Source organism: Lysinibacillus agricola (assembly GCF_016638705.1).
Classification (GTDB): Bacteria; Bacillota; Bacilli; order Bacillales_A; family Planococcaceae; genus Lysinibacillus; species Lysinibacillus agricola.
In genome coordinates, this window is sequence record NZ_CP067341.1 from 1,207,353 (window position 1) to 1,228,362 (window position 21,010).

Below are 21,010 nucleotides of genomic sequence, written 5' to 3' on the forward strand. Positions count from 1 at the left end.
CATGACAAAAGTTCTTCACAATGTACAAATGGTAAATGAACAAGGCGAGCTACAAACAGTCAATATCGCTATGGCAGATGGCAAAATTACTGCAATAGGACAAAACGTAAATGTAGCAGGCGCAGAAATGATCGAAGGAAATGGTTTAGTTGTTGCACCAGGCTTTGTTGATGTACACACACATTTACGTGAACCAGGCTTTGAACATAAAGAAACAATTGCTACCGGTTCAGCATCAGCAGCAAAAGGTGGCTTCACAACAATTTGTGCGATGCCAAATACAAAACCAGTGCCAGATTCAGTAGAAAACATGCAGTTGATTAACGGTCTAATTAAAGAAAGTGCTGTTATTCGAGTACTTCCATACGGCTCATTAACAAAGGACATCTCAGGAGAGGTTCGCACAAGTATTGAAGAATTAAAAGCACATGGAGCTGTCGCATTTTCTGATGATGGTGTTGGGATCCAGCTTGCAGCAACAATGTATGAGCAAATGAAGGATGCAGCACAGCACGATGTGGTAGTTGTAGCACATTGTGAAGACAACTCATTAATTTACGACGGTGTGATGCATGAAGGAAAGCGTAATCAAGAGCTTGGTTTACCAGGTATTCCATCGATTTGTGAATCCGTTCAAATTGCGCGAGATGTTCTACTGGCAGAAGCAGCTGGAGCACGCTACCACGTATGCCACGTATCAACGAAGGAATCTGTACGTGCAGTACGTGACGCTAAGGCAGCGGGTATTCGTGTCACTGCAGAAGTTTGCCCACATCATTTATTACTTGAAGAAATGGATATCCCATCAGATGATGCAAACTGGAAAATGAATCCTCCGTTACGTGGTGCAGATGATAAAGACTCACTTCACGCAGCTATGATGGATGGCACAATCGATTGCATCGCTACAGATCATGCTCCACATACAGTAGAAGAAAAATGCTGTGGTATGGTTGGCGCACCGTTTGGCATTGTAGGCTTTGAAACAGCCTTCCCACTGCTTTACACACAGTTTGTGGAAACAGGGAAATGGACGTTAAAACAGTTGATTGACTGGATGTCTGTAAAGGCAGCACAAATTTTTGATCTACCATATGGCACATTAGAAGTTGGATCTTCAGCAGATATGATTTTAATAGATTTACAGAAAGAACAAACAATTGATGCAGAAGGCTTTGTATCTAAAGGACGCAATACACCATTCAATGGGTGGGTTGCAAAAGGATGGCCAGTCCTTACAATTTTTGAAGGCAATATCGTATACCAGGAGGCAGAGTAATGAAAAAACGTTTACTTATTTTAGAAGATGGCACAGTATTTACAGGCACAGCGTTCGGTAGTGAGCGAGCTTCGCAAGGCGAGGTTGTATTCACAACAGGGATGACAGGTTATCAGGAAACGATTTCAGATCCTTCATTCTACGGACAAATCGTAACGTTAACTTACCCTTTAGTTGGTAATTATGGTATTAACCGTGATGATTTTGAATCGATCACTCCTGCTATTCGTGGCTTTGTAGTTCGTGAATTAGCAAAAACACCTTCAAACTTCCGCTGTGACTTAACAGTAGATGAGTACTTAACATCAAAGGATATCCCAGGGATTGAAGGAATCGATACACGAAAATTAACACGTATTATTCGCAGCAAAGGGTCAGTAAAGGCTATTTTAACAGCGGCTGATGAAGAAGTGAATGTGGATGAAATCGTGGCAAAATTACAGGCAACACCAGCGATTACACATCATGTACGTGAAGTATCACCGAAAGCAGCCTACCCATCACCAGGTCGTGGTAAACGTGTAGTATTAATAGACTACGGTATGAAGCACGGTATTCTTCGTGAGTTAAACAAACGTGATTGTGATGTGCTAGTTGTCCCTTACAATACTCCAGCAGCGGAAATTTTAGCGTGGCATCCAGATGGCATCATGCTGTCAAACGGCCCGGGTAACCCTGAAGATGTGCAAGAAGGTATTGAAACAGTTCGCAATTTAATAGGAAAAGTGCCGATGTTTGGTATTTGTTTAGGTCACCAAATCTTCTCACTAGCATGCGGTGCAAAGGCATTTAAACTACCATTCGGTCACCGTGGTGGTAACCATCCAGTAAAAGATTTACGCACTGGCCGTACAGACTTAACATCACAAAATCATGGTTATGCAATCGACATCGATTCATTAAAAGATACAGATTTAGAATTAACACATATCGCATTAAATGATAGTACTTGTGAAGGTGTACGTCATAAGAAATATCCAATCTTTACAGTGCAATATCACCCAGAAGCATCACCGGGTCCAGAGGATTCGAATCACCTATTTGATGAATTTATCGAAATGATGGAAGTAGAAGCAGGGAAGGGGAAACAACATGCCTAAACGTACAGATATTGAAACTATTTTAGTAATCGGATCAGGTCCAATCGTTATCGGACAAGCAGCAGAATTTGACTACGCAGGAACACAAGCTTGTCTTTCACTAAAAGAAGAAGGCTATCGCGTTATCTTAATAAACTCAAACCCTGCGACAATTATGACAGATACAGAAATTGCAGACAAAGTATATATTGAGCCAATCACACTTGAGTTTGTATCACGTATTTTACGTAAAGAGCGTCCAGATGCCATCCTACCAACACTTGGTGGTCAAACTGGTTTAAACATGGCCATTGAATTAGATAAATCAGGAATTCTTGATGAGCTTGATATTGAAATTCTTGGTACAAAATTAGAGGCGATCCATAAAGCAGAAGACCGTGACCTATTCCGTAATTTAATGTATGAGCTAGGTGCTCCAGTACCTGAATCAGATATTATCCATAACTTAGACGAAGCAAAAAACTTTGTAGCGAGAATTGGCTACCCAGTAATCGTTCGCCCTGCCTTCACACTTGGTGGTACAGGCGGCGGTATTTGCTACAACGATCAAGATCTAGAGGAAATTGTGACATCTGGTCTAAAATATTCTCCAGTAACACAATGTTTACTGGAAAAATCAATCGCTGGTTATAAAGAAATCGAATATGAAGTAATGCGTGATGCTGCTGACAACGCCATCGTTGTATGTAACATGGAAAACGTTGACCCAGTTGGTATTCATACAGGTGACTCCATTGTAGTGGCACCTACGCAAACACTTTCGGATCGTGAAAACCAAATGCTACGTAATATCTCTTTAGATATTATTCGTGCATTAAAAATTGAAGGTGGCTGTAACGTACAATTAGCCCTTGATCCATATAGCTTTAATTACTATGTGATCGAAGTAAATCCTCGTGTATCACGTTCATCAGCGTTAGCATCAAAAGCAACAGGCTATCCAATTGCAAAGCTAGCAGCAAAAATCGCAGTCGGTTTAACATTAGATGAAATCAAAAACCCTGTAACAGGTTCAACGTATGCTTGCTTCGAGCCAGCACTTGACTACATCGTGGCAAAAATTCCACGCTGGCCATTCGATAAATTCGAATCAGCAAAGCGAAATCTTGGTACACAAATGAAAGCGACTGGTGAAGTAATGGCACTTGGTCGTACATTTGAGGAAGCTATGCTAAAAGCAGTGCGCTCTCTTGAAACGGGTCAAGTTCACTTAGAGCTTAAACATGCAGAAGAAAACTCTGATTCTTGGATTGAAAAACGTATTCGCAAAGCAGGTGACGAGCGTCTATTCTTCATCGGTGAAGCACTTCGTCGCGGTGTAACAATTGAGCAAATCCATGACTGGTCTGCCATTGACTTATTCTTCTTAAATAAATTCAAAAACATCGTAGATATGGAGCAAACACTTGCTGACCATAAAAACGATAAAGATGTATTACGTACAGCAAAACGTCTAGGCTTTGCAGATAAAAAAGTTGCTGAGCTTTGGGAAACAACTCCAGAGGAAGTATATGCATATCGTAAAGAAAACGGCATTATCCCAGTGTATAAAATGGTCGATACATGTGCAGCGGAGTTTGAATCTGAAACACCGTACTTCTATGGCACGTATGAGGAAGAAAACGAATCAATTCAATCAGACAAGCCATCAGTTGTTGTACTTGGTTCCGGTCCAATCCGCATTGGTCAAGGGGTAGAATTCGACTACGCAACAGTACACTCAGTATGGGCAATTCAAGAAGCGGGCTACGAAGCGATTATTATTAACTCGAATCCAGAGACAGTATCCACTGACTTCTCGATTTCAGATAAGTTATACTTTGAGCCATTAACAATCGAAGACGTTATGCATATTATCGACCTTGAGCAACCAATTGGTGTAGTTGTACAATTCGGTGGTCAAACAGCTATTAATCTTGCTGATAAATTAGTTGCTAATGGCGTGAAGATCTTAGGTACAACACTTGAAGATATCGACCGTGCGGAAAACAGAGACAAATTCGAGCAAGCATTACGCGACTTGAACATTCCACAGCCACTAGGTCAAACAGCTGTATCAACGGAGGAAGCACTTGCTATTAGTGAACGTCTAGGCTTCCCTGTGCTAGTTCGTCCTTCATACGTACTAGGTGGACGTGCGATGGAAATTGTCTACAATCAAGAAGAATTAAAACACTACATGGAAAACGCAGTAGAAGCATCTCCTGATCATCCAGTATTAGTAGACCGCTACTTAACGGGTCAAGAAATTGAAGTAGATGCCATTTGTGACGGTGAAAATGTATTAATCCCAGGTATTATGGAGCATATCGAACGTGCAGGGGTTCACTCTGGTGACTCGATTTCTGTATACCCACCACAAAAATTAACACAAGCGCAAAAAGATACGTTAGTGGATTACACAACTCGCCTTGCAAAAGGTCTTGGCATCGTAGGCTTAATGAACATTCAATATGTTATTTCACAGGGCGAAGTATATGTCATCGAGGTTAACCCACGTTCATCTCGTACAGTACCGTTCTTAAGTAAAATTACAAACATTCCGATGGCGAATATTGCAACGAAAGCGATTCTTGGTAAATCAATCGTAGAACAAGGCTATCCAACAGGCTTAGCAGCTGAGCAAACAGGTGTCTTTGTTAAAGTACCAGTGTTCTCATTCGCTAAATTACGTCGTGTGGACATTACTTTAGGACCTGAAATGAAATCAACAGGTGAAGTAATGGGGAAAGATGCAACATTAGAAAAAGCACTTTACAAAGGCTTAGTTGCAGCAGGTATGGAAATTCGCACAGAAGGCACAGTATTGTTCACAGTGTCCGATAAAGATAAAGAGGAAGCAATTGCACTTGCAAAACGCTTCTCAACAGTAGGCTATCGTATTGTCGCTACTGAAGGTACAGCAAAAGCATTTGAAGCAGCAGGTGTACGCACAGATGTAGTTGGCAAAATCGGTGCAAAAGGTCAAACATTAATCGATTTAATTCAAAACGGTGAGGCACAGCTTGTTGTCAACACATTAACGAAAGGTAAGCAACCGGCACGTGATGGCTTCCGAATCCGTCGTGAGTCAGTTGAAAACGGCGTACCTTGCTTAACTTCATTAGACACAGCAGAAGCGATGGTCCGTGTTATTGAATCAATGACATTCACAGCAGAGCAAATGCCAAAAGCGGAGGTAGTACACTAATATGATTCGTCAAGAGAAAATGACGGTCGTCTCTCAAAAGCAAATTGCGACAAACATTTTCGAATTGACACTTCGTGGAGAACTGGTTCAGGATATGACACCTGGCCAGTTTGTCCATGTAAAGGTGTCAGATTCAATGGAGCCGCTTTTACGTCGACCAATTAGTATTGCAAACATAGATAAAGACAACAATGAATTTACGATGATTTATCGTGCGGAAGGTCGCGGCACAAAGGTTTTAGCGACTAATCGTGAGGGGCAACTCGTCAATGTCCTAGGTCCAATCGGTAATGGGTTCCCTGTAGAAGCAGTTAAAGAGGGAGGCACAGCCCTACTAGTTGGTGGGGGAATCGGTGTACCACCATTACATGAGCTTTCCAAGCAATTGAACGCACGTGGTGTTAAAACAATTCATGTGCTAGGCTTTCAATCGGAAGATGTATGTTTTTATGAGGAAGAATTCAGTGCCCTTGGAGAAACACATTATGTAACGGTTGACGGCTCTAAAGGGACAAAAGGCTTTGTCACAAATGTTTTAGAGTCCCGAGCACCTGAATTCGATGTCTTTTATTCTTGCGGTCCGCTACCAATGTTAAAAGCACTTGAAGGCTTTTATCCAGAAAAAGAAGGTTATTTATCATTTGAAGAGCGTATGGGCTGTGGGATCGGTGCTTGTTTCGCATGCGTATGTAAAACAACAGATCAAGTAGCAAAAGACTATGTCAAAGTATGCTCTGACGGTCCAGTTTTCCCGAAAGGTACGGTGGCATTATGAGTCGTTTAAACATTCAATTACCAGGTTTAGATTTAAAAAATCCAATAATGCCAGCTTCCGGCTGCTTCGGCTTTGGGCGTGAATATGCGCAGCTTTATGATTTATCAAAGCTTGGCGCTATTATGATTAAAGCTACGACTGTGGAAACACGTCCCGGCAATCCAACTCCACGTGTAGCAGAAACAGCAGCAGGGATGTTGAATGCCATTGGTTTACAAAATCCCGGCATTGAAAAAGTAATGAATGAAGAATTGAAGTTTCTAGAACAGTATGATGTGCCAATCATTGCGAATGTTGCCGGTACGGAGACAGAAGATTACGTGGAAGTTGCACAACGCATTTCAACTGCACCAAATGTTAAAGCATTAGAGCTTAACATTTCCTGTCCGAACGTTAAATGTGGTGGTATTCAATTTGGGACAGACCCTGCAACAGCACGCGAGCTAGTTAAAGCTGTAAAAGCTGTTTCTGAAGTGCCTGTATATGTAAAGCTATCACCAAACGTAACGAATATCGTAGAAATTGCACAAGCTGTTGAAGCGGGTGGTGCAGATGGCATTACAATGATTAATACACTAATCGGTATGCGTTTAGACGAGCGTACAGGTAAACCAGTGATTGCTAATGGTACAGGCGGCTTATCTGGTCCTGCAGTAAAACCAGTTGCGATTCGCATGGTTTATGAGGTGTATAAGGCTGTCAATATTCCGATTATTGGGATGGGTGGCGTGACAGAAGCGCAGGATGTTATCGACTTTATGTCGGCTGGTGCATCTGCAGTTGCTGTTGGGACAGCAAACTTTGTCGATCACTTCGTTTGTCCAACTATTATTGAAGAATTACCAGCAAAGCTCGATAAACTAGGAGTAGAGCATATTTCAGAAATTATCGGAAGGAGCCATCGTTCATGAATACAAAACCAATCCTTGCACTAGATTTTCCTGGAGAAGCAGAAGTATTTAATTTTTTAAAGCATTTCAATGAGCCTCTTTTCGTGAAAATTGGTATGGAATTATATATGCAGGAAGGGCCGGATATTGTACGAAAAGTAAAAGATCTAGGCCATGACATCTTCCTTGATTTAAAGCTACACGATATTCCGAATACAGTTGGCTCTGCTATGAAAGGCCTAGCGAAATTAGGGGTAGATTTAGTCAACGTTCATGCAGCAGGTGGACGTCCAATGATGGAGGCAGCACTTGAAGGGCTTGAAGCGGGTACTCCGGCAGGACGTGAACGTGCAGCATTAATTGCCGTAACGCAACTGACTTCTACAACAGAAGAGCAAATGCAGGCAGAGCAAAAAATTGCTTTATCTTTACAGGAATCTGTATTACATTACGCAAGCTTAACAAATCAAGCTGGTTTAAATGGTGTTGTCTGCTCTGTACATGAGGCAAAGGCAATTGCTGAAGTATGTGGTGAAGATTTCTTACGCGTGACACCTGGTATCCGATTAGCAGGTGGCGATGCACACGACCAAAAGCGCATTGCAACACCAGACGGCGCAAAACGTGACGGTTCTTCGCTAATCGTCGTTGGACGTGCCGTTACAGGCGCACAAGATCCAGTAGCAGCATATAAAATCGTAAGTGAATTATGGGAGGCATAACTATGACATTACAAAATGAAATCGCACACGCTATGTTAAAGGTAGGCGCAGTAGAATTAAATCCAACAGAACTATTCACATGGGCATCAGGCATTCAATCACCAATCTACTGTGATACACGTCTAACAATTTCTGACCCTGTCATTCGTAAGCAATTAGCAAACGGTTTAGCATCTCTTATTAAAGAAAACTTCGGCGCAACAGAAATCGTAGCAGGTACAGCAACAGCAGGTATCCCACATGCTGCTTGGGTAAGCGATATTTTAGATTTACCAATGGTTTACGTACGTTCTAAAGCAAAAGAGCATGGCCGTGGTAACCAAATCGAAGGAAAATATGCAGCGGGTCAAAAAGTCGTAGTAGTAGAAGACATCGTTTCTACAGGCGGCTCATCCATTACAGCTGTAGAAGCCTTGCGCGCAGCAGGCTGTGAAGTACTAGGCGTTGTTTGTGTCTACACATACAACCTTCCACGTGCTGAACAAGCATTCGATGAGGCAGGCATTCAATATGCATCTCTAACAAACTTCGATTATTTAATTGAAGCAGCTAACGAATCAGGCGCAATTAAAGAAGGAGACATCCCATTCCTAAAAGAGTGGCATGCTAAATTGAAGGCTGGAGAGCTTTAATCGAACTTCAATAATTGAAGGAAGAATAACTTTGTCAGAAGTGAAAATGCGACAAAAGCGTGAGTGAAACGCAGCGACAGTCGCACTGCTAAGTTAAAGACAGAAGGGCTTTCATAAAAGTTTCCTGTTATCTTTCGCTATTTAAAAAAGAAATTTTTGTTATTTAAATACAAAAAAACGACCATCAATATTTTGGAGATGAACTGCGCCCCAATTGTTAGACACATCTAACAATTGGAGGTGCAGTTTTTTATGGTTAAATATACTGCAGAAAATAAATTACAAGCAGTTGAGCGTTACTTAAATGGAAATGAAAGTGCTAATAAAATAGCTAAATCTTTGGGGACTAATAAACAAGCAATCTTTAAATGGATTAAGCAATATGAATACAATGGTGTTGAAGCTTTTCTTCAGCCATATACAAATTACACACTAACGTTTAAAAATGGATGTACTAAATTTTATGATTGAAAAACGGTACATCCTTAAACGAAACGGCAGCTATATTTAAAAATACCTGCCCTTCAACAATTAGTGTTTGGAGAAAGCAATATGAAACTCAAGGATTAGATGCCCTTCAATCAAAGAAAAAAGGGCGTCCATCCATGAAAAAAGATTTCAATAAACAATCGAAACAAGCACCAGTTAAAGACTCTACCGAAGCACTTGAAGCACGTATTAAAACAACTAGAGATGGAAAACGAGTATTTAAAAAAAGTTGAATGCCTTAGTTCAAAAACAAGGAAAAAAATCACCAAACAGGACAAAGCACAAGTAGTCTATGAGTTAAGGCATAAATATCCGGTGAAAGCACTTGTAAAAACTCGCTGGCATTCCACGAAGTACGTACTATGATTTAGTAAAACGTATGAATCGACCGGATCCAGATGCCGATTTAAAAGCAGAAATAAAGGAGATTTATGAAGAACATGAAGGGCGTTATGGCTATCGCCGTATTCGTGATGAACTAGCGAATCGTGGACAAAAAAAGTGAATCACAAAAAAAGTGCAACGCATCATGAAAGAGCTTGGTTTAAAAATGCTTAGTACGTATGAAAAAATATAAATCCTATAAAGGGAACGTTGGCAAAATTGCGCCAAATATTTTAGACCGCAATTTTAAAGCAGATGCCCCTAAAATGAAAAAGTGGGTAACAGACATTACGGAATTTAAATTATTCGGTGAAAAAAACTTTATTTATCGCCAGTTTTAGATTTATTTAACGGGGAAATTATTACGTATACAATTGGTTCTAGACCAACCTATTCACTTGTTTCAGATATGTTGGACAAAGCGTTTGAACGTTTACCTGAGCACCATCAGCTACTCATGCATTCCGATCAGGGCTGGCATTATCAAATGGAAAAATATCGTCGCGCCTTAGAATCAAGAGAGATTGTTCAAAGTATGTCTCGTAAAGGAAACTGTTACGACAACTCTGTCATGGAAAATTTCTTTGGAATTATGAAATCTGAATTCCTTTACATGAGGGAATTTGAAAGTATAGAGCATTTTAAAATAGAATTAGAAAAATATATCAATTACTATAATACGAAACGGATTAAGGCAAAATTAAAAACGAGTCCGGTGCAATACCGAACTCGTTTTACACAAGCTGCCTAATGAAATAACCGTGTCTAACTTTTTAGGGTCACTTCAAGATGGTCGTTTTTTGTTTTTTTTTACCAAATTATTATGAAATTAGCCAAATAAAAAATAACAAGAGGTCCGTAACAAATCCATATAAAAAGTTAGATTAAATTATTTTTCTACTGTAATATTTTTCACTTCAGGAAGCCAATGTGTTAATAGAAAAAATTATTTATTAATAGTGATTAGATAAAAAATATAAATATAGAAAAATATAGAAATTCATCAAAAAACCTTTAATAGTCAAGAACACCGAATGAATGGAAATTTAATGAGGAAAAGAAATAAGAAACAATTTAATTATTTACTATATTGTAATAACAAAAAAATGATACTTTAAGCCAATAAAGTGGAAATTGAACAAACATTCATTTAGGGAAAATGAAAATATATTAGATAAAATTGGAATAGTTGTATGGTTTATTTTGTATATAAGATTATAGGGAATGTAAAAATTCGCTTGATTAAATGTGTTATTTCTAGATAAAATGATAGTACGTTTAATTTTCAGAATATTATATCAGCTGGTGCATTGCGTTAATTTTCTTTGGAGGAAAAAAATAATATTCTATTTACAAATGTTAGAGATTTATAAATTGATGCTTTTTTGTTTTGAAATGATTTTAAAATAAGTTTACCGATATTGAAAATTTTTTCGGAATATTAAATTAATGAATCATATGATTAAAAGTAAAGATATTACTTAACTTGGACGTTTGATTCATTCCATAAGTTGTTTCAGTAAAAAAATAAAAGGTGTGATGTTAAATGAGCTTAATGTTAGAAGTGAAAAACCTAAAAACTGGTTTTGATATAGATGGAGAAATATATCATGCAGTGGATGATGTTTCATTTTCGGTTAAATCAGGCCAGATCGTTGGAGTAGTTGGTGAATCAGGATGTGGAAAAAGTGTAATGTCTCTTTCTATTATGCAACTACTTCCTAAAGGAATTGGTAAAATCACTGGTGGAGAAATAAAATTTCATGGGAAGAACATAGAAAATCATTCGAACGACGAGATGAATAAAATTAGGGGAAAAGATATTAGTATGATTTTCCAAGAACCTATGACATCCTTAAACCCTGTTTTTACTATAGGCTCGCAAATTGAAGAAATTATGCTTAATCATAATAAGATTTCTAAGGCTGAGGCTAAAAGTAAAGCGATTGAATTATTAAAACAGGTTGGGATTCCCAGAGCTGAAAAAATTATAGATGAATATCCTCATCAATTGTCAGGCGGTATGAGACAAAGAGTAATGATTGCTATCGCCATCGCTTGTCAACCTAGGCTTTTAATAGCGGATGAACCAACTACTGCACTTGATGTAACAGTACAAGCACAAATACTAGATTTACTGAAAAATATTCAAGAGAAAAATAACATGTCGATTGTACTGATAACGCACGATTTAGGCGTAGTTGCGGAAATGTGTGATGAAGTAATTATTATGTATGCAGGGAAGGTCGTAGAACGGACAAATGTTGATAACTTGTTTTACAATCCCAAACACCCATATACAAAGCTCTTGATGGCATCGATTCCAAGAATAGATACAGAAGTTAATGAGTTAACCACTATTAAAGGTATAGTACCTTCTTTAAAAAATATGCCTCAAGTAGGCTGCCGTTTTGTTGATAGATGCCCGTCGGCTATGCCTGAATGTAGCAATGTTACGCCGCAACTTGCCTTCGTAGATGACAATCATGAAGTCTCTTGTTTACTTTTTGAAGGCTGTAATTCTAGAAAGGGTGTGAGCTGACAATATGAAGCAAACAGCAATTAAACAAAATAAAGGAAATTTATTGGAGTTAATTGATTTAAAAACCTATTACCCGATTAAAGGTGGATTTTTCAAACATACAGTTGGCTATGTTAAAGCAGTTGATAATATTTCTTTTTCAATAAAAAATGGTGAAACATTAGGATTAGTTGGCGAATCTGGCTGTGGAAAGTCAACAACAGGTCGGACTATTTTAAGATTGTTAGACTCAACGGAAGGAAAAATCATTTTTAACGGCCAGGATATTACAAAATTACAAGGGAAATCATTAAGGGAAATAAGGAAAGATATCCAAATGGTGTTTCAAGATCCTTATGCATCGTTAAATCCTATGCAAATGGTAGGTAGTATCATAGCTGAACCGATCATGAATTTCCATAAAAAATCACTGAAATCTTTAAAAAATGAAGTGATGGAGCTTTTACAAAAAGTAGGTTTACCAGAAGATGCTTATTACAAGTATGGACATGAATTTTCAGGTGGTCAGCGTCAACGGATTGGTATTGCGAGAGCACTTGCACTTAGGCCAAAACTAATTATAGCAGATGAACCAGTTTCAGCCTTAGACGTATCTGTACAATCTCAGGTTCTTAATCTGCTAAAAGAGTTACAGGATGAGTTTGACTTAACATTTTTATTTATTGCTCATGATTTAAGTGTTGTAAAACATATGAGTGATCGAATCGGTGTTATGTATTTAGGAAATATTGTGGAGATTGCAGATAAGGAACATATTTATGAGGAACCACTGCATCCTTATACACAGGCATTAATCTCTGCAATTCCAGTACCTGATCCGAGGAAAAAGAGTAGCCGTATTGTATTAGAGGGGGATATTCCTAGTCCGGCTAATCCTCCTAAAGGATGCCCTTTCCATCCACGGTGTCCGAAAGCAATGGCAGAGTGTTCATTATCAAAACCAACCTTAAAGGAGGTGAAGCAGGGGCATAGAGTTGCATGCCATTTATATTAAAAGATAAAAAAAGAACGGTATGTTAATTATTTACAAAATAAAATTCACGGGGGGATAAAGAATGAAAAAATCAGCATTATGGGCTTTCATGCTTATGCTAGTTATGGCTTTGTTTTTAACAGCATGTAATAACGACAACTCGACAACTGACAAAGAAAAGGAAAAAGGCAAGGATGATTCCACAAAGACTAGTGAAACAGCGAAAAGTGGAGTTGTAACTTTCGGTACTGACCAAGCGCCTGAGGGTGTTTATGATCCAGCCTATTCAGGTAGTATTGTAGACAGTTATATTCAAGATTTTACAATGGAAGGTATCTATTCTGTAAATGATGAATTGGAATATATTCCCAATTTTGCAAAGTGGGAAATTAGTGAGGATAAATTAACTTATACGTTTACATTTGAGAAGGGTGTAAAATGGCATAATGGTGAAGAGTTAACAGTTGATGACTGGGTATTTGCATTAGAAACAGTAGCAGATCCAGATTACGATGGCCCTCGTTTCAATTATGTTGAAGGTGTTAAAGGGGCAAAGGCAAAAAAATTGGGGAAAGCTGAAACAATCGAAGGTATTGAGGTTGTTGATCCATACACAGTGAAAATTACTTTTGAGGAAGTAGAAGTTAATAACCTAGAAAAACTTTGGTCTTATCCAATGCCAAAGAAACATTATGAAGGTATTGCGGTTAAAGACTTAGGTGAATCTAAACAGGTTCGTGAAACTCCTGTTGGTTTAGGAGCATTTAAAGTGAAAAAAGTTGTAGAGGGCGAATATTCTGAATTAGAGCGTTTTGATGATTACTGGAAGGGCAAACCGCAGCTTGACGGTATAATTGTAAAAACAATTGACCCATCATTAACAGCTGGTGCGTTCCAAAACGGAGAAATTGACATCATGGATATTAAACCACAAGCTGTAAAAGAATTGTCAGCATTAGATAACGTACGCATTGAAGAAACGAATGGTGTAAGTTACTCATATATTGGTCTTCGTTTTGGTCATCGTGATAAAGCTACTCTTACAAATGTAGCTGATTTTGATAAGTTTAAATCAAAAGAATTGCGTCAAGCACTATTATACGCAATTAACCGTCCAGCAATGATCGATGCTTTCTTAGAAGGAAAAGCTGAAGTTGCAAATACTGTGATTCCTCGTACTTTTTGGACTGCAGCGGAGGAGTCAGAATTAAATCAATATGAATACAATCCAGAAAAGGCTAAAGAGCTTCTTAAGGCTGCAGGTTATGTAGATAAAGATGGCGATGGCTTTGTAGAAGATCCGAGTGGTCAGCCATTTAAAATTTCATTTGGCCACTATGCCGGTCCTGCTGCATTTGAGGGACGCTCTCAAGCAATTATTCAAGCTTGGAATGATGTCGGAGTGAAAACAGAACAAGCAACTGGTACTTTAATTGAGTTTAACTTATATAATGATATGAAAGATAATGATGATGCTGCATTAGAAGCATTCTTCGGCGCTTGGGTTACTGGCGCTGACCCTGATCCATCTGGTTTATGGGGGAATGATGCAGAATGGAACTATGGTCGCTACGTAGATGCTACGAACCAAAAATTGATAAAACAAGCCTTAAGTGAAGAAGCATTTGACAAAGATAAACGTAAGAAAACTTATGTGGAATGGCAAAAATACTTTAATGAAGAATTACCAGCCCTTCCATTGTGGGAAAATATAGATTTATATGCCATTAATAATCGACTACAGGGTGTTCATGTCAACGCTGTTGGTTTCCAAACAGATGTTCATAAATGGTCCATTAAGGAATAAAATGTGAGCTTTCAAATCCTGCTAACTAGGTCCTCTTTATTTAACTGGACCTAGTTAGTAAATTTCTAGATAAGGAGACGTCACATGCTTCAATACACACTTCGAAGATTACTTGGCATGATCCCATTGCTACTCCTTATTTCGTTAGTGGTGTTCTTTTTAGCAAAAATGATGCCAGGAGATCCGTTTGCTGGTGAAATTGATCCGTCTAATACGAATCCACAATACATCGAAGAAATGAGAGAAAAATTAGGCTATAATGATCCAATTATCATGCAATATGGTAGATGGATTGCTAATTTTGCACAAGGGATTTTCGGAAAATCTACTGTTTATAAAAAACCAGCTGCAGAGATTATTGCTCAGCGAATACCTAATACAATATTTTTAGCATTAACATCATTAGTTTTCACGTACATTTTTGCATTTATTATGGGGATGTATGCTGGAAGAAAACCTTATACTCTCGGGGATAATTTAATTGCGACTTATAATTATTTAGCTTTAGCAATTCCATCGTTTGTAGCGGGAATTGTTGCTATTTACTTTTTCTCCTTTAAACTAGGATGGTTCCCTTTCAATGGCTCCGTAGGTGTAGGCATAGAAGCGGGAAGTTTAGAATATTACTTGAGTAGGTTCCATCATGTTTTATTACCGGCACTTATATTAGGATTAATGGGGACGGCATCCTATACTCAATTTTTACGAAATGACATTATTGAAAATAGTAGGAAGGATTTCGTAAGAACTGCGAGAGCAAAAGGAACAAAGGAATCAAAAATCTATAACAAACATATTTTAAGGAATTCAATTATTCCAATTATTACGTTTCTTGGTTTTGATATCGCAACATTAATCAGCGGTGCGGTCATAACAGAAACTATCTTTACTTATCCAGGAATAGGCGCACTCTTCTTAGAATCCGTTGGAAGAAGAGATTATGCAGTCATGATGTCGATAACTATGTTACTTTCGTTTTTAACACTTTTTGGGAATTTAGTGGCGGATATATTATATGGTGTAGTAGATCCGCGTATTAGACTGGATTAAGGAGGGGAAATTATGACATTGGTAACTGATCGAAAAGTATTAACTCCAAAAACACCAAAGAAAAAGCCCTCGCCGTGGGTGATAGCGAGACGAAAGTTCGTTAAAAATAAATTAGCTATGATTAGTCTTATTTTTTTACTACTAGTTATCATCCTATCGTTTTTAGCTCCGTATATTACAACAAAAGATATTGTACGTGTCGACTTTATGAAAATAAGTCTTCCTCCATCAAGTGAGCATTGGTTAGGAACAGATACGAATGGACGTGATGTTTTTACTAGAATGCTCTACGCAGGAAGATCATCTTTAACGGTTGGGTTAGGCTGTATGCTTTTTATTGTAATAATCGGAACAGCAATTGGCGCGATTTCAGGGTATTTTGGGGGAAAAATAGAACAAATGTTAATGCGATTTACTGATTTCGTATTAATGTTTCCATTTTTAGTATTCGTTATTGTTATAAATACTATCCTTTCAGGAAAAATATCTGGTTTATGGACATTAGTAATTGTCATTTCACTTTTAAGCTGGGGAACCGTTGCAAGGATAGTGCGAAGTAGGGTGCTAGCTGAAAAGGAAAATGAGTATATATTAGCAGCACAATCAATTGGCTGTAAACCTTCAAAAATAATCATTAAGCATTTATTGCCCAACGTTGCCTCGACGATTATTGTACAAGCAACATTATTAATGGCTGTAACAATCGTTGCAGAATCCAGTTTAAGCTTTTTAGGATTTGGTGTACCGGCTGATACACCTAGCTGGGGTAATATGCTATTTGAGGCTAGAAACTCAGATGTACTAAAGGATAAGCTTTGGATGTGGGTACCACCTGCAACAGCCATAACGTTAGTTATTTTGTCAATCAACTTTATCGGAGAAGGCTTAAAGGATGCTTTAAATCCAAAATCAAGAAGGTAATAAGTTTGGTTTAGATTGAATAAATTTAAAGCATCAAACATAAAAAAATAAGGACACCCTTAAGTAGGTGTCCTTATTTTTTGTTAAGGTCTGTCTTTACAAGGCTTTATACAATTTGAACTAGCAGCAGAAACATCCACAACGCTAGGACCCACTAAAAATGCAGTAAGGCAAATAGCACTGATAATAAGTTTAATACTCTTTTTCATTACTCATTCACCTCCTTAATATATTACATATATTATAGTATATTAAGGGGATTATGGAAGATATTTCATACCAAAAATTCCTACAATATTTGACAAATTCAAGTGTGTGGAAAAATAATGCATCATATGTAAGTTGCGGCTTTGAAGTAATGAAAAAAACTCCCATCACAGCGTTTATACTGAGACGGAAGTTATTGTTTTATCGATCAGCAACCCAAGTTTTCACAAGATCTGCAGTACCATAAACGTAATGCTGATCGCCAACTTCATGGTATGTTGCGCTATCGTCAACCTCTGTATGCTTGTACGGAATACGTTGACGGCGTTTTTCTGACATTGGGTCAGGAAGTGGAATTGCCGATAATAATGATTTTGTATACGGATGAACAGGGTGATTGTAAATATCATCTGCTTTACCGATTTCCATAATTTTACCACGGTACATAACAGCGATACGGTCACTGATATACTTAACCATTGATAAGTCATGGGCAATGAAAAGATATGTTAAGCCACGTTCTTTTTGCAGTTCTTTTAATAAGTTAACAACTTGCGCTTGAATCGATACGTCAAGTGCAGAAATAGGTTCATCGGCGATGATAAACTTAGGATCTAAGCTTAGCGCACGTGCAATTCCAATACGTTGACGTTGACCGCCAGAGAATTCGTGTGCATAGCGGTTTGCGTGCTCTTTGTTTAAACCAACAGCCTCTAGCAGTTGATTAATTTTTTCACGACGCACTTTTTTATCCTTGTGAAGCCCGTGAATTTCAAAGGCTTCACCAATGATTTCCCCAGCTGTCATACGAGGGTTTAATGAAGCATAGGGATCTTGGAAAATCATTTGCATTTCACGATTAAATTTCTTTAAATCATTTTTAGATTTTTTCCCTTGGACGCTCTCACCATCGAAAATAATTTCACCATCTGTAATGTCATACAAGCGAATAATGGAACGACCTGTTGTTGATTTACCACAGCCCGATTCACCTACAAGACCAAGTGTTTCACCTTCATATACATCGAAGCTAATGCCGTCAACAGCTTTAATAGGGTTACTTGGTGAACCGAAATGCTGTTTTAAATTTTTGATTTCAAGAATTTTTTTTGCACCCGAATTAGTCATTTTCTTGTGCCTCCTTTGCTAAATACCCTTCAATACGTTTAGCAACCGCATCTGGAAGCGGAATTTTTGGCGCGTCAGGATGCAACAACCAAGTTTTTGCAAAATGTGTTTCACTTACTTGGAACATCGGAGGCTCTTGCTCATAGTCAATAGCCATTGCGAATTCATTACGAGCAGCAAACGCATCACCTTTTGGTGGATTAGTCAGATCTGGTGGTGAACCAGGAATCGTACGTAATAGCTCATCAGTATCGTTATCTAGGTCTGGCATTGAACCAAGTAGACCCCATGTATATGGGTGCTTAGGATTATAGAAAATATCATTAACAGTACCATATTCGACGATTTGTCCTGCATACATAACTGCAACTCGATCGGCAACGTTTGCAACGACACCTAAATCGTGAGTAATGAAAATGATAGATGTTTTCGAATTTTTTTGGATTTCTTTCATTAGTTCTAAAATTTGCGCTTGAATGGTAACGTCTAATGCAGTTGTTGGTTCATCGGCAATTAGAAGCTTTGGATCAGCTGCAAGTGCGATGGCAATAACAACACGTTGACGCATACCGCCTGAAAACTCATGCGGGTATTGGTTATAACGTTTTTCAGGGAAGGGGATACCTACCTGTGTTAAAAGTTCGATTGCACGTTTTTTAGCATCAGCTTTTGAAACTTTTTTATGTTGTAAAATAACTTCTGTTATTTGACGTCCGACCTTCATCGTCGGGTTTAAGCTTGTCATCGGATCTTGGAAAATCATTGCAATTTCATTTCCGCGTATTTTTGACATTTCTTTATCGCTTAAAGGCACTAAATCACGGCCATTAAATAAAATTTGTCCTGACTCATAAATACCAGGTGGCTGTGGAATTAGTTTCATTAATGCGTTACTCGTAACACTCTTACCAGAACCTGATTCACCAACGATTGCTAGTGTTTCACCTTCTTTTAAGTCAAAGTTTACACCACGAACAGCACGAACAAGCCCTGCATACGTTTTAAAGTTTATTTTTAAATCTTTTACTTCTAGAATTGTTTTACTCATTTTCGGCCACCTCCTTATTTACGTAGTTTTGGATCTAATGCATCACGTAAGCCGTCACCAACTGCGTTAAACGCAAAAATTGTTAGTGAGATAAATACTGCTGGGAAAATTAATCTCCACGGCGCATTGGCAATCGCTTTATTCCCATCAGATGCCATTGTACCCCAAGAAGCTGTTGGAGCAGGAACCCCAAGACCAAGGTAACTTAGGAATGACTCTGTGAAAATAGCAGATGGAATTGTTAATGTCATTGTTACTAAAATGGCACCTAGTGCATTAGGAATTAAGTGTTTTAATATTAAATGTCCAGTGCTAGCACCTAAAGTTCGAGCGGCAAGTACATATTCTTGGTTTTTAATCGATAAGACCTCACCACGTACAATACGAGCCATGTTAATCCAACCAGTAATTGAAAGTGCGATAATCATGGGAATTAAACCAGGCTGCATAACAACTAATAACACGATTACTACTAATAGGTAAGGTACAGCAGTTAAAACATCGGCAATACGCATCATAATATTATCAACACGTCCGCCTGCTAAACCTGAAATACTTCCCCAAAGAACACCGATAATTAAGTCAATAATCGCTGCGGCGATTCCAATAAATAGGGAGATACGTGCACCTTCCCAAATACGAACAAAAATATCTCGACCTAAATCATCAGTACCGAACCAAAACTCTTTTGAAGGTGGAGAGTTAAAAACACCAAGTTGATCACTTGCTTTGTATTGAGAGAAAATGGGCACAAAAGTAGCCATTAATATAACGATAATCAAGACTATTACTCCAAGGATGGCCATTTTATTATGAGAGAAACGGATAAATACTTCCTTCCAAAAGGAGACTGATTTATCAGCTAATTTCTCAGTAGCTTCATGATTTCCGCCAACAATTTTAAACTTATCTTTTTCAATATGTTGCTGTGTCATTATTTTTTCGCTCCTTTCAGTTTAATACGCGGATCAATCACACTATATAAAATATCAACGATTAACACCGCAAATAAAAGGATGATGGAATAGAACACAGTCGTACCCATGATTACTGTATAGTCACGGTTTGTAATACTTTGTACAAAGTGTTTTCCAAGTCCAGGAATAGCGAAAATTTGCTCAACAATGAAACTACCTGTTACAACAGCCGCTGTTAATGGACCAAGGTAAGTGACAACTGGAAGTAGAGCGTTACGTAAAGTGTGACGGAAAACGATTGTCCATTTTCCAATCCCTTTTGCACGAGCCATTTTTACATAGTCACTATTGTTTTGTTCAAGCATACTTGAACGTGTTAATTTTGCGATAAAGCCCATGTGTGTTAAAGCGATTGCAAGGGCTGGTAGTATACTATAAGAAAAGCCTTTCCATCCACTAATTGGGAACCAATCTAGCTTATAGGCTAAGAAATACTGCATTAAACCCGCTAAGATAAATGAAGGTACTGAAATAAATAGCACCGCAAAGGACGTTGCCAAATAATCCGGGAACTTATTATGATATAGCGCGGAAACTACGCCTATTAAAATACCGAATCCAATTGCTAGTAGCATAGCTTCAATCCCTAATGTTAACGAAACAGGGAAACTTTCAGAAATCATATCATTTGTAGAACGCGCTTTATATTTCATTGACTCACCGAAATTGAAAGTGGCCGTATCGATTAAATAATCTTTATATTGTATATACCAAGGGTTATTTAATCCATACGTTTCGTTTAACTTCTCCTCAATTTGAGGGGGGAAATTACGTTCACTCGCAAAAGGACTACCTGGAGCGAGACGCATTAAGAAAAACGTAACCGTTACGATGACGAAAAGCGCGAGAAGTATATACATCAGCCTTTTCAAAATATATTTAATCACATAAAACTC

17 protein-coding genes and 1 pseudogene are annotated in these 21,010 nt (G+C 38.2%); 13 read left to right on the forward strand and 5 right to left on the reverse strand.

Features of this window, described 5'->3' with window-relative positions; genetic code table 11:
* The first annotated feature begins 1 nt into the window (after window position 1).
* The 13 genes and pseudogenes from FJQ98_RS05695 to opp4C all read left to right on the forward strand — a co-directional run bounded on the left by FJQ98_RS05695 (window position 2) and on the right by opp4C (window position 16,754).
* The gene (locus tag FJQ98_RS05695; RefSeq protein WP_053594615.1) at window positions 2–1,279 is read left to right on the forward strand and encodes a dihydroorotase; all 1,278 of its coding nucleotides are present in this window, start codon (window positions 2–4) and stop codon (window positions 1,277–1,279) included.
* A complete protein-coding gene (locus FJQ98_RS05700; RefSeq protein WP_053594614.1) occupies window positions 1,279–2,379 on the forward strand; it encodes a carbamoyl phosphate synthase small subunit in 1,101 nt (366 codons plus the stop codon). Before FJQ98_RS05695 ends, FJQ98_RS05700 begins: the two co-directional genes overlap by 1 nt.
* Complete coding sequence (carB, locus tag FJQ98_RS05705; protein ID WP_053594613.1) at window positions 2,372–5,569, forward strand: carbamoyl-phosphate synthase large subunit; 3,198 nt, start codon at window positions 2,372–2,374, stop codon at window positions 5,567–5,569. Before FJQ98_RS05700 ends, carB begins: the two co-directional genes overlap by 8 nt.
* Window position 5,570: 1 nt before the next feature.
* Window positions 5,571–6,344 (forward strand): dihydroorotate dehydrogenase electron transfer subunit, encoded by a 774-nt coding sequence (locus tag FJQ98_RS05710; RefSeq protein WP_053594612.1) that lies wholly within the window; start codon window positions 5,571–5,573, stop codon window positions 6,342–6,344.
* On the forward strand, window positions 6,341–7,255 hold the full coding sequence (locus FJQ98_RS05715; RefSeq protein ID WP_053594611.1) for a dihydroorotate dehydrogenase: 915 nt from the start codon (window positions 6,341–6,343) through the stop codon (window positions 7,253–7,255). Before FJQ98_RS05710 ends, FJQ98_RS05715 begins: the two co-directional genes overlap by 4 nt.
* Entirely contained in the window at window positions 7,252–7,956 is a 705-nt protein-coding gene (pyrF, locus tag FJQ98_RS05720; RefSeq protein ID WP_053594610.1) for an orotidine-5'-phosphate decarboxylase, read from the forward strand. The genes FJQ98_RS05715 and pyrF overlap by 4 nt, the downstream gene beginning before the upstream one ends.
* Window positions 7,957–7,958: 2 nt before the next feature.
* A complete protein-coding gene (gene pyrE, locus FJQ98_RS05725) occupies window positions 7,959–8,588 on the forward strand; it encodes an orotate phosphoribosyltransferase (RefSeq protein ID WP_053594609.1) in 630 nt (209 codons plus the stop codon).
* A 252-nt stretch (window positions 8,589–8,840) separates the two neighbouring features.
* Window positions 8,841–10,212: pseudogene (locus FJQ98_RS05730) on the forward strand (IS3 family transposase).
* A 795-nt stretch (window positions 10,213–11,007) separates the two neighbouring features.
* Window positions 11,008–12,003 (forward strand): ABC transporter ATP-binding protein, encoded by a 996-nt coding sequence (locus FJQ98_RS05735; RefSeq protein ID WP_053594141.1) that lies wholly within the window; start codon window positions 11,008–11,010, stop codon window positions 12,001–12,003.
* 4 nt (window positions 12,004–12,007) lie between these two features.
* The gene (locus FJQ98_RS05740; RefSeq protein WP_053594142.1) at window positions 12,008–12,997 is read left to right on the forward strand and encodes an ABC transporter ATP-binding protein; all 990 of its coding nucleotides are present in this window, start codon (window positions 12,008–12,010) and stop codon (window positions 12,995–12,997) included.
* A 61-nt stretch (window positions 12,998–13,058) separates the two neighbouring features.
* A complete protein-coding gene (opp4A, locus tag FJQ98_RS05745; RefSeq protein WP_053594143.1) occupies window positions 13,059–14,783 on the forward strand; it encodes an oligopeptide ABC transporter substrate-binding protein in 1,725 nt (574 codons plus the stop codon).
* 84 nt (window positions 14,784–14,867) lie between these two features.
* Window positions 14,868–15,833, forward strand: a complete 966-nt coding sequence (opp4B, locus tag FJQ98_RS05750) for an oligopeptide ABC transporter permease (RefSeq protein WP_201406649.1) — start codon at window positions 14,868–14,870, stop codon at window positions 15,831–15,833.
* A 12-nt stretch (window positions 15,834–15,845) separates the two neighbouring features.
* The gene (opp4C, locus tag FJQ98_RS05755) at window positions 15,846–16,754 is read left to right on the forward strand and encodes an oligopeptide ABC transporter permease (protein WP_201406650.1); all 909 of its coding nucleotides are present in this window, start codon (window positions 15,846–15,848) and stop codon (window positions 16,752–16,754) included.
* A gap of 83 nt (window positions 16,755–16,837) precedes the next feature.
* Here the strand turns inward: opp4C and FJQ98_RS27155 are convergent, their stop codons facing one another.
* The 5 genes from FJQ98_RS27155 to FJQ98_RS05775 all read right to left on the reverse strand — a co-directional run bounded on the left by FJQ98_RS27155 (window position 16,838) and on the right by FJQ98_RS05775 (window position 21,001).
* A complete protein-coding gene (locus FJQ98_RS27155) occupies window positions 16,838–16,963 on the reverse strand; it encodes a hypothetical protein (protein WP_277815933.1) in 126 nt (41 codons plus the stop codon).
* A gap of 199 nt (window positions 16,964–17,162) precedes the next feature.
* Window positions 17,163–18,089, reverse strand: a complete 927-nt coding sequence (locus FJQ98_RS05760) for an ABC transporter ATP-binding protein (protein WP_053594146.1) — start codon at window positions 18,087–18,089, stop codon at window positions 17,163–17,165.
* A complete protein-coding gene (locus FJQ98_RS05765; RefSeq protein WP_053594147.1) occupies window positions 18,082–19,137 on the reverse strand; it encodes an ABC transporter ATP-binding protein in 1,056 nt (351 codons plus the stop codon). The genes FJQ98_RS05760 and FJQ98_RS05765 overlap by 8 nt, the downstream gene beginning before the upstream one ends.
* Window positions 19,138–19,151: 14 nt before the next feature.
* On the reverse strand, window positions 19,152–20,072 hold the full coding sequence (locus FJQ98_RS05770; RefSeq protein ID WP_053594148.1) for an ABC transporter permease: 921 nt from the start codon (window positions 20,070–20,072) through the stop codon (window positions 19,152–19,154).
* Entirely contained in the window at window positions 20,072–21,001 is a 930-nt protein-coding gene (locus FJQ98_RS05775; protein ID WP_053594149.1) for an ABC transporter permease, read from the reverse strand. Before FJQ98_RS05775 ends, FJQ98_RS05770 begins: the two co-directional genes overlap by 1 nt.
* Window positions 21,002–21,010 lie beyond the last annotated feature (9 nt).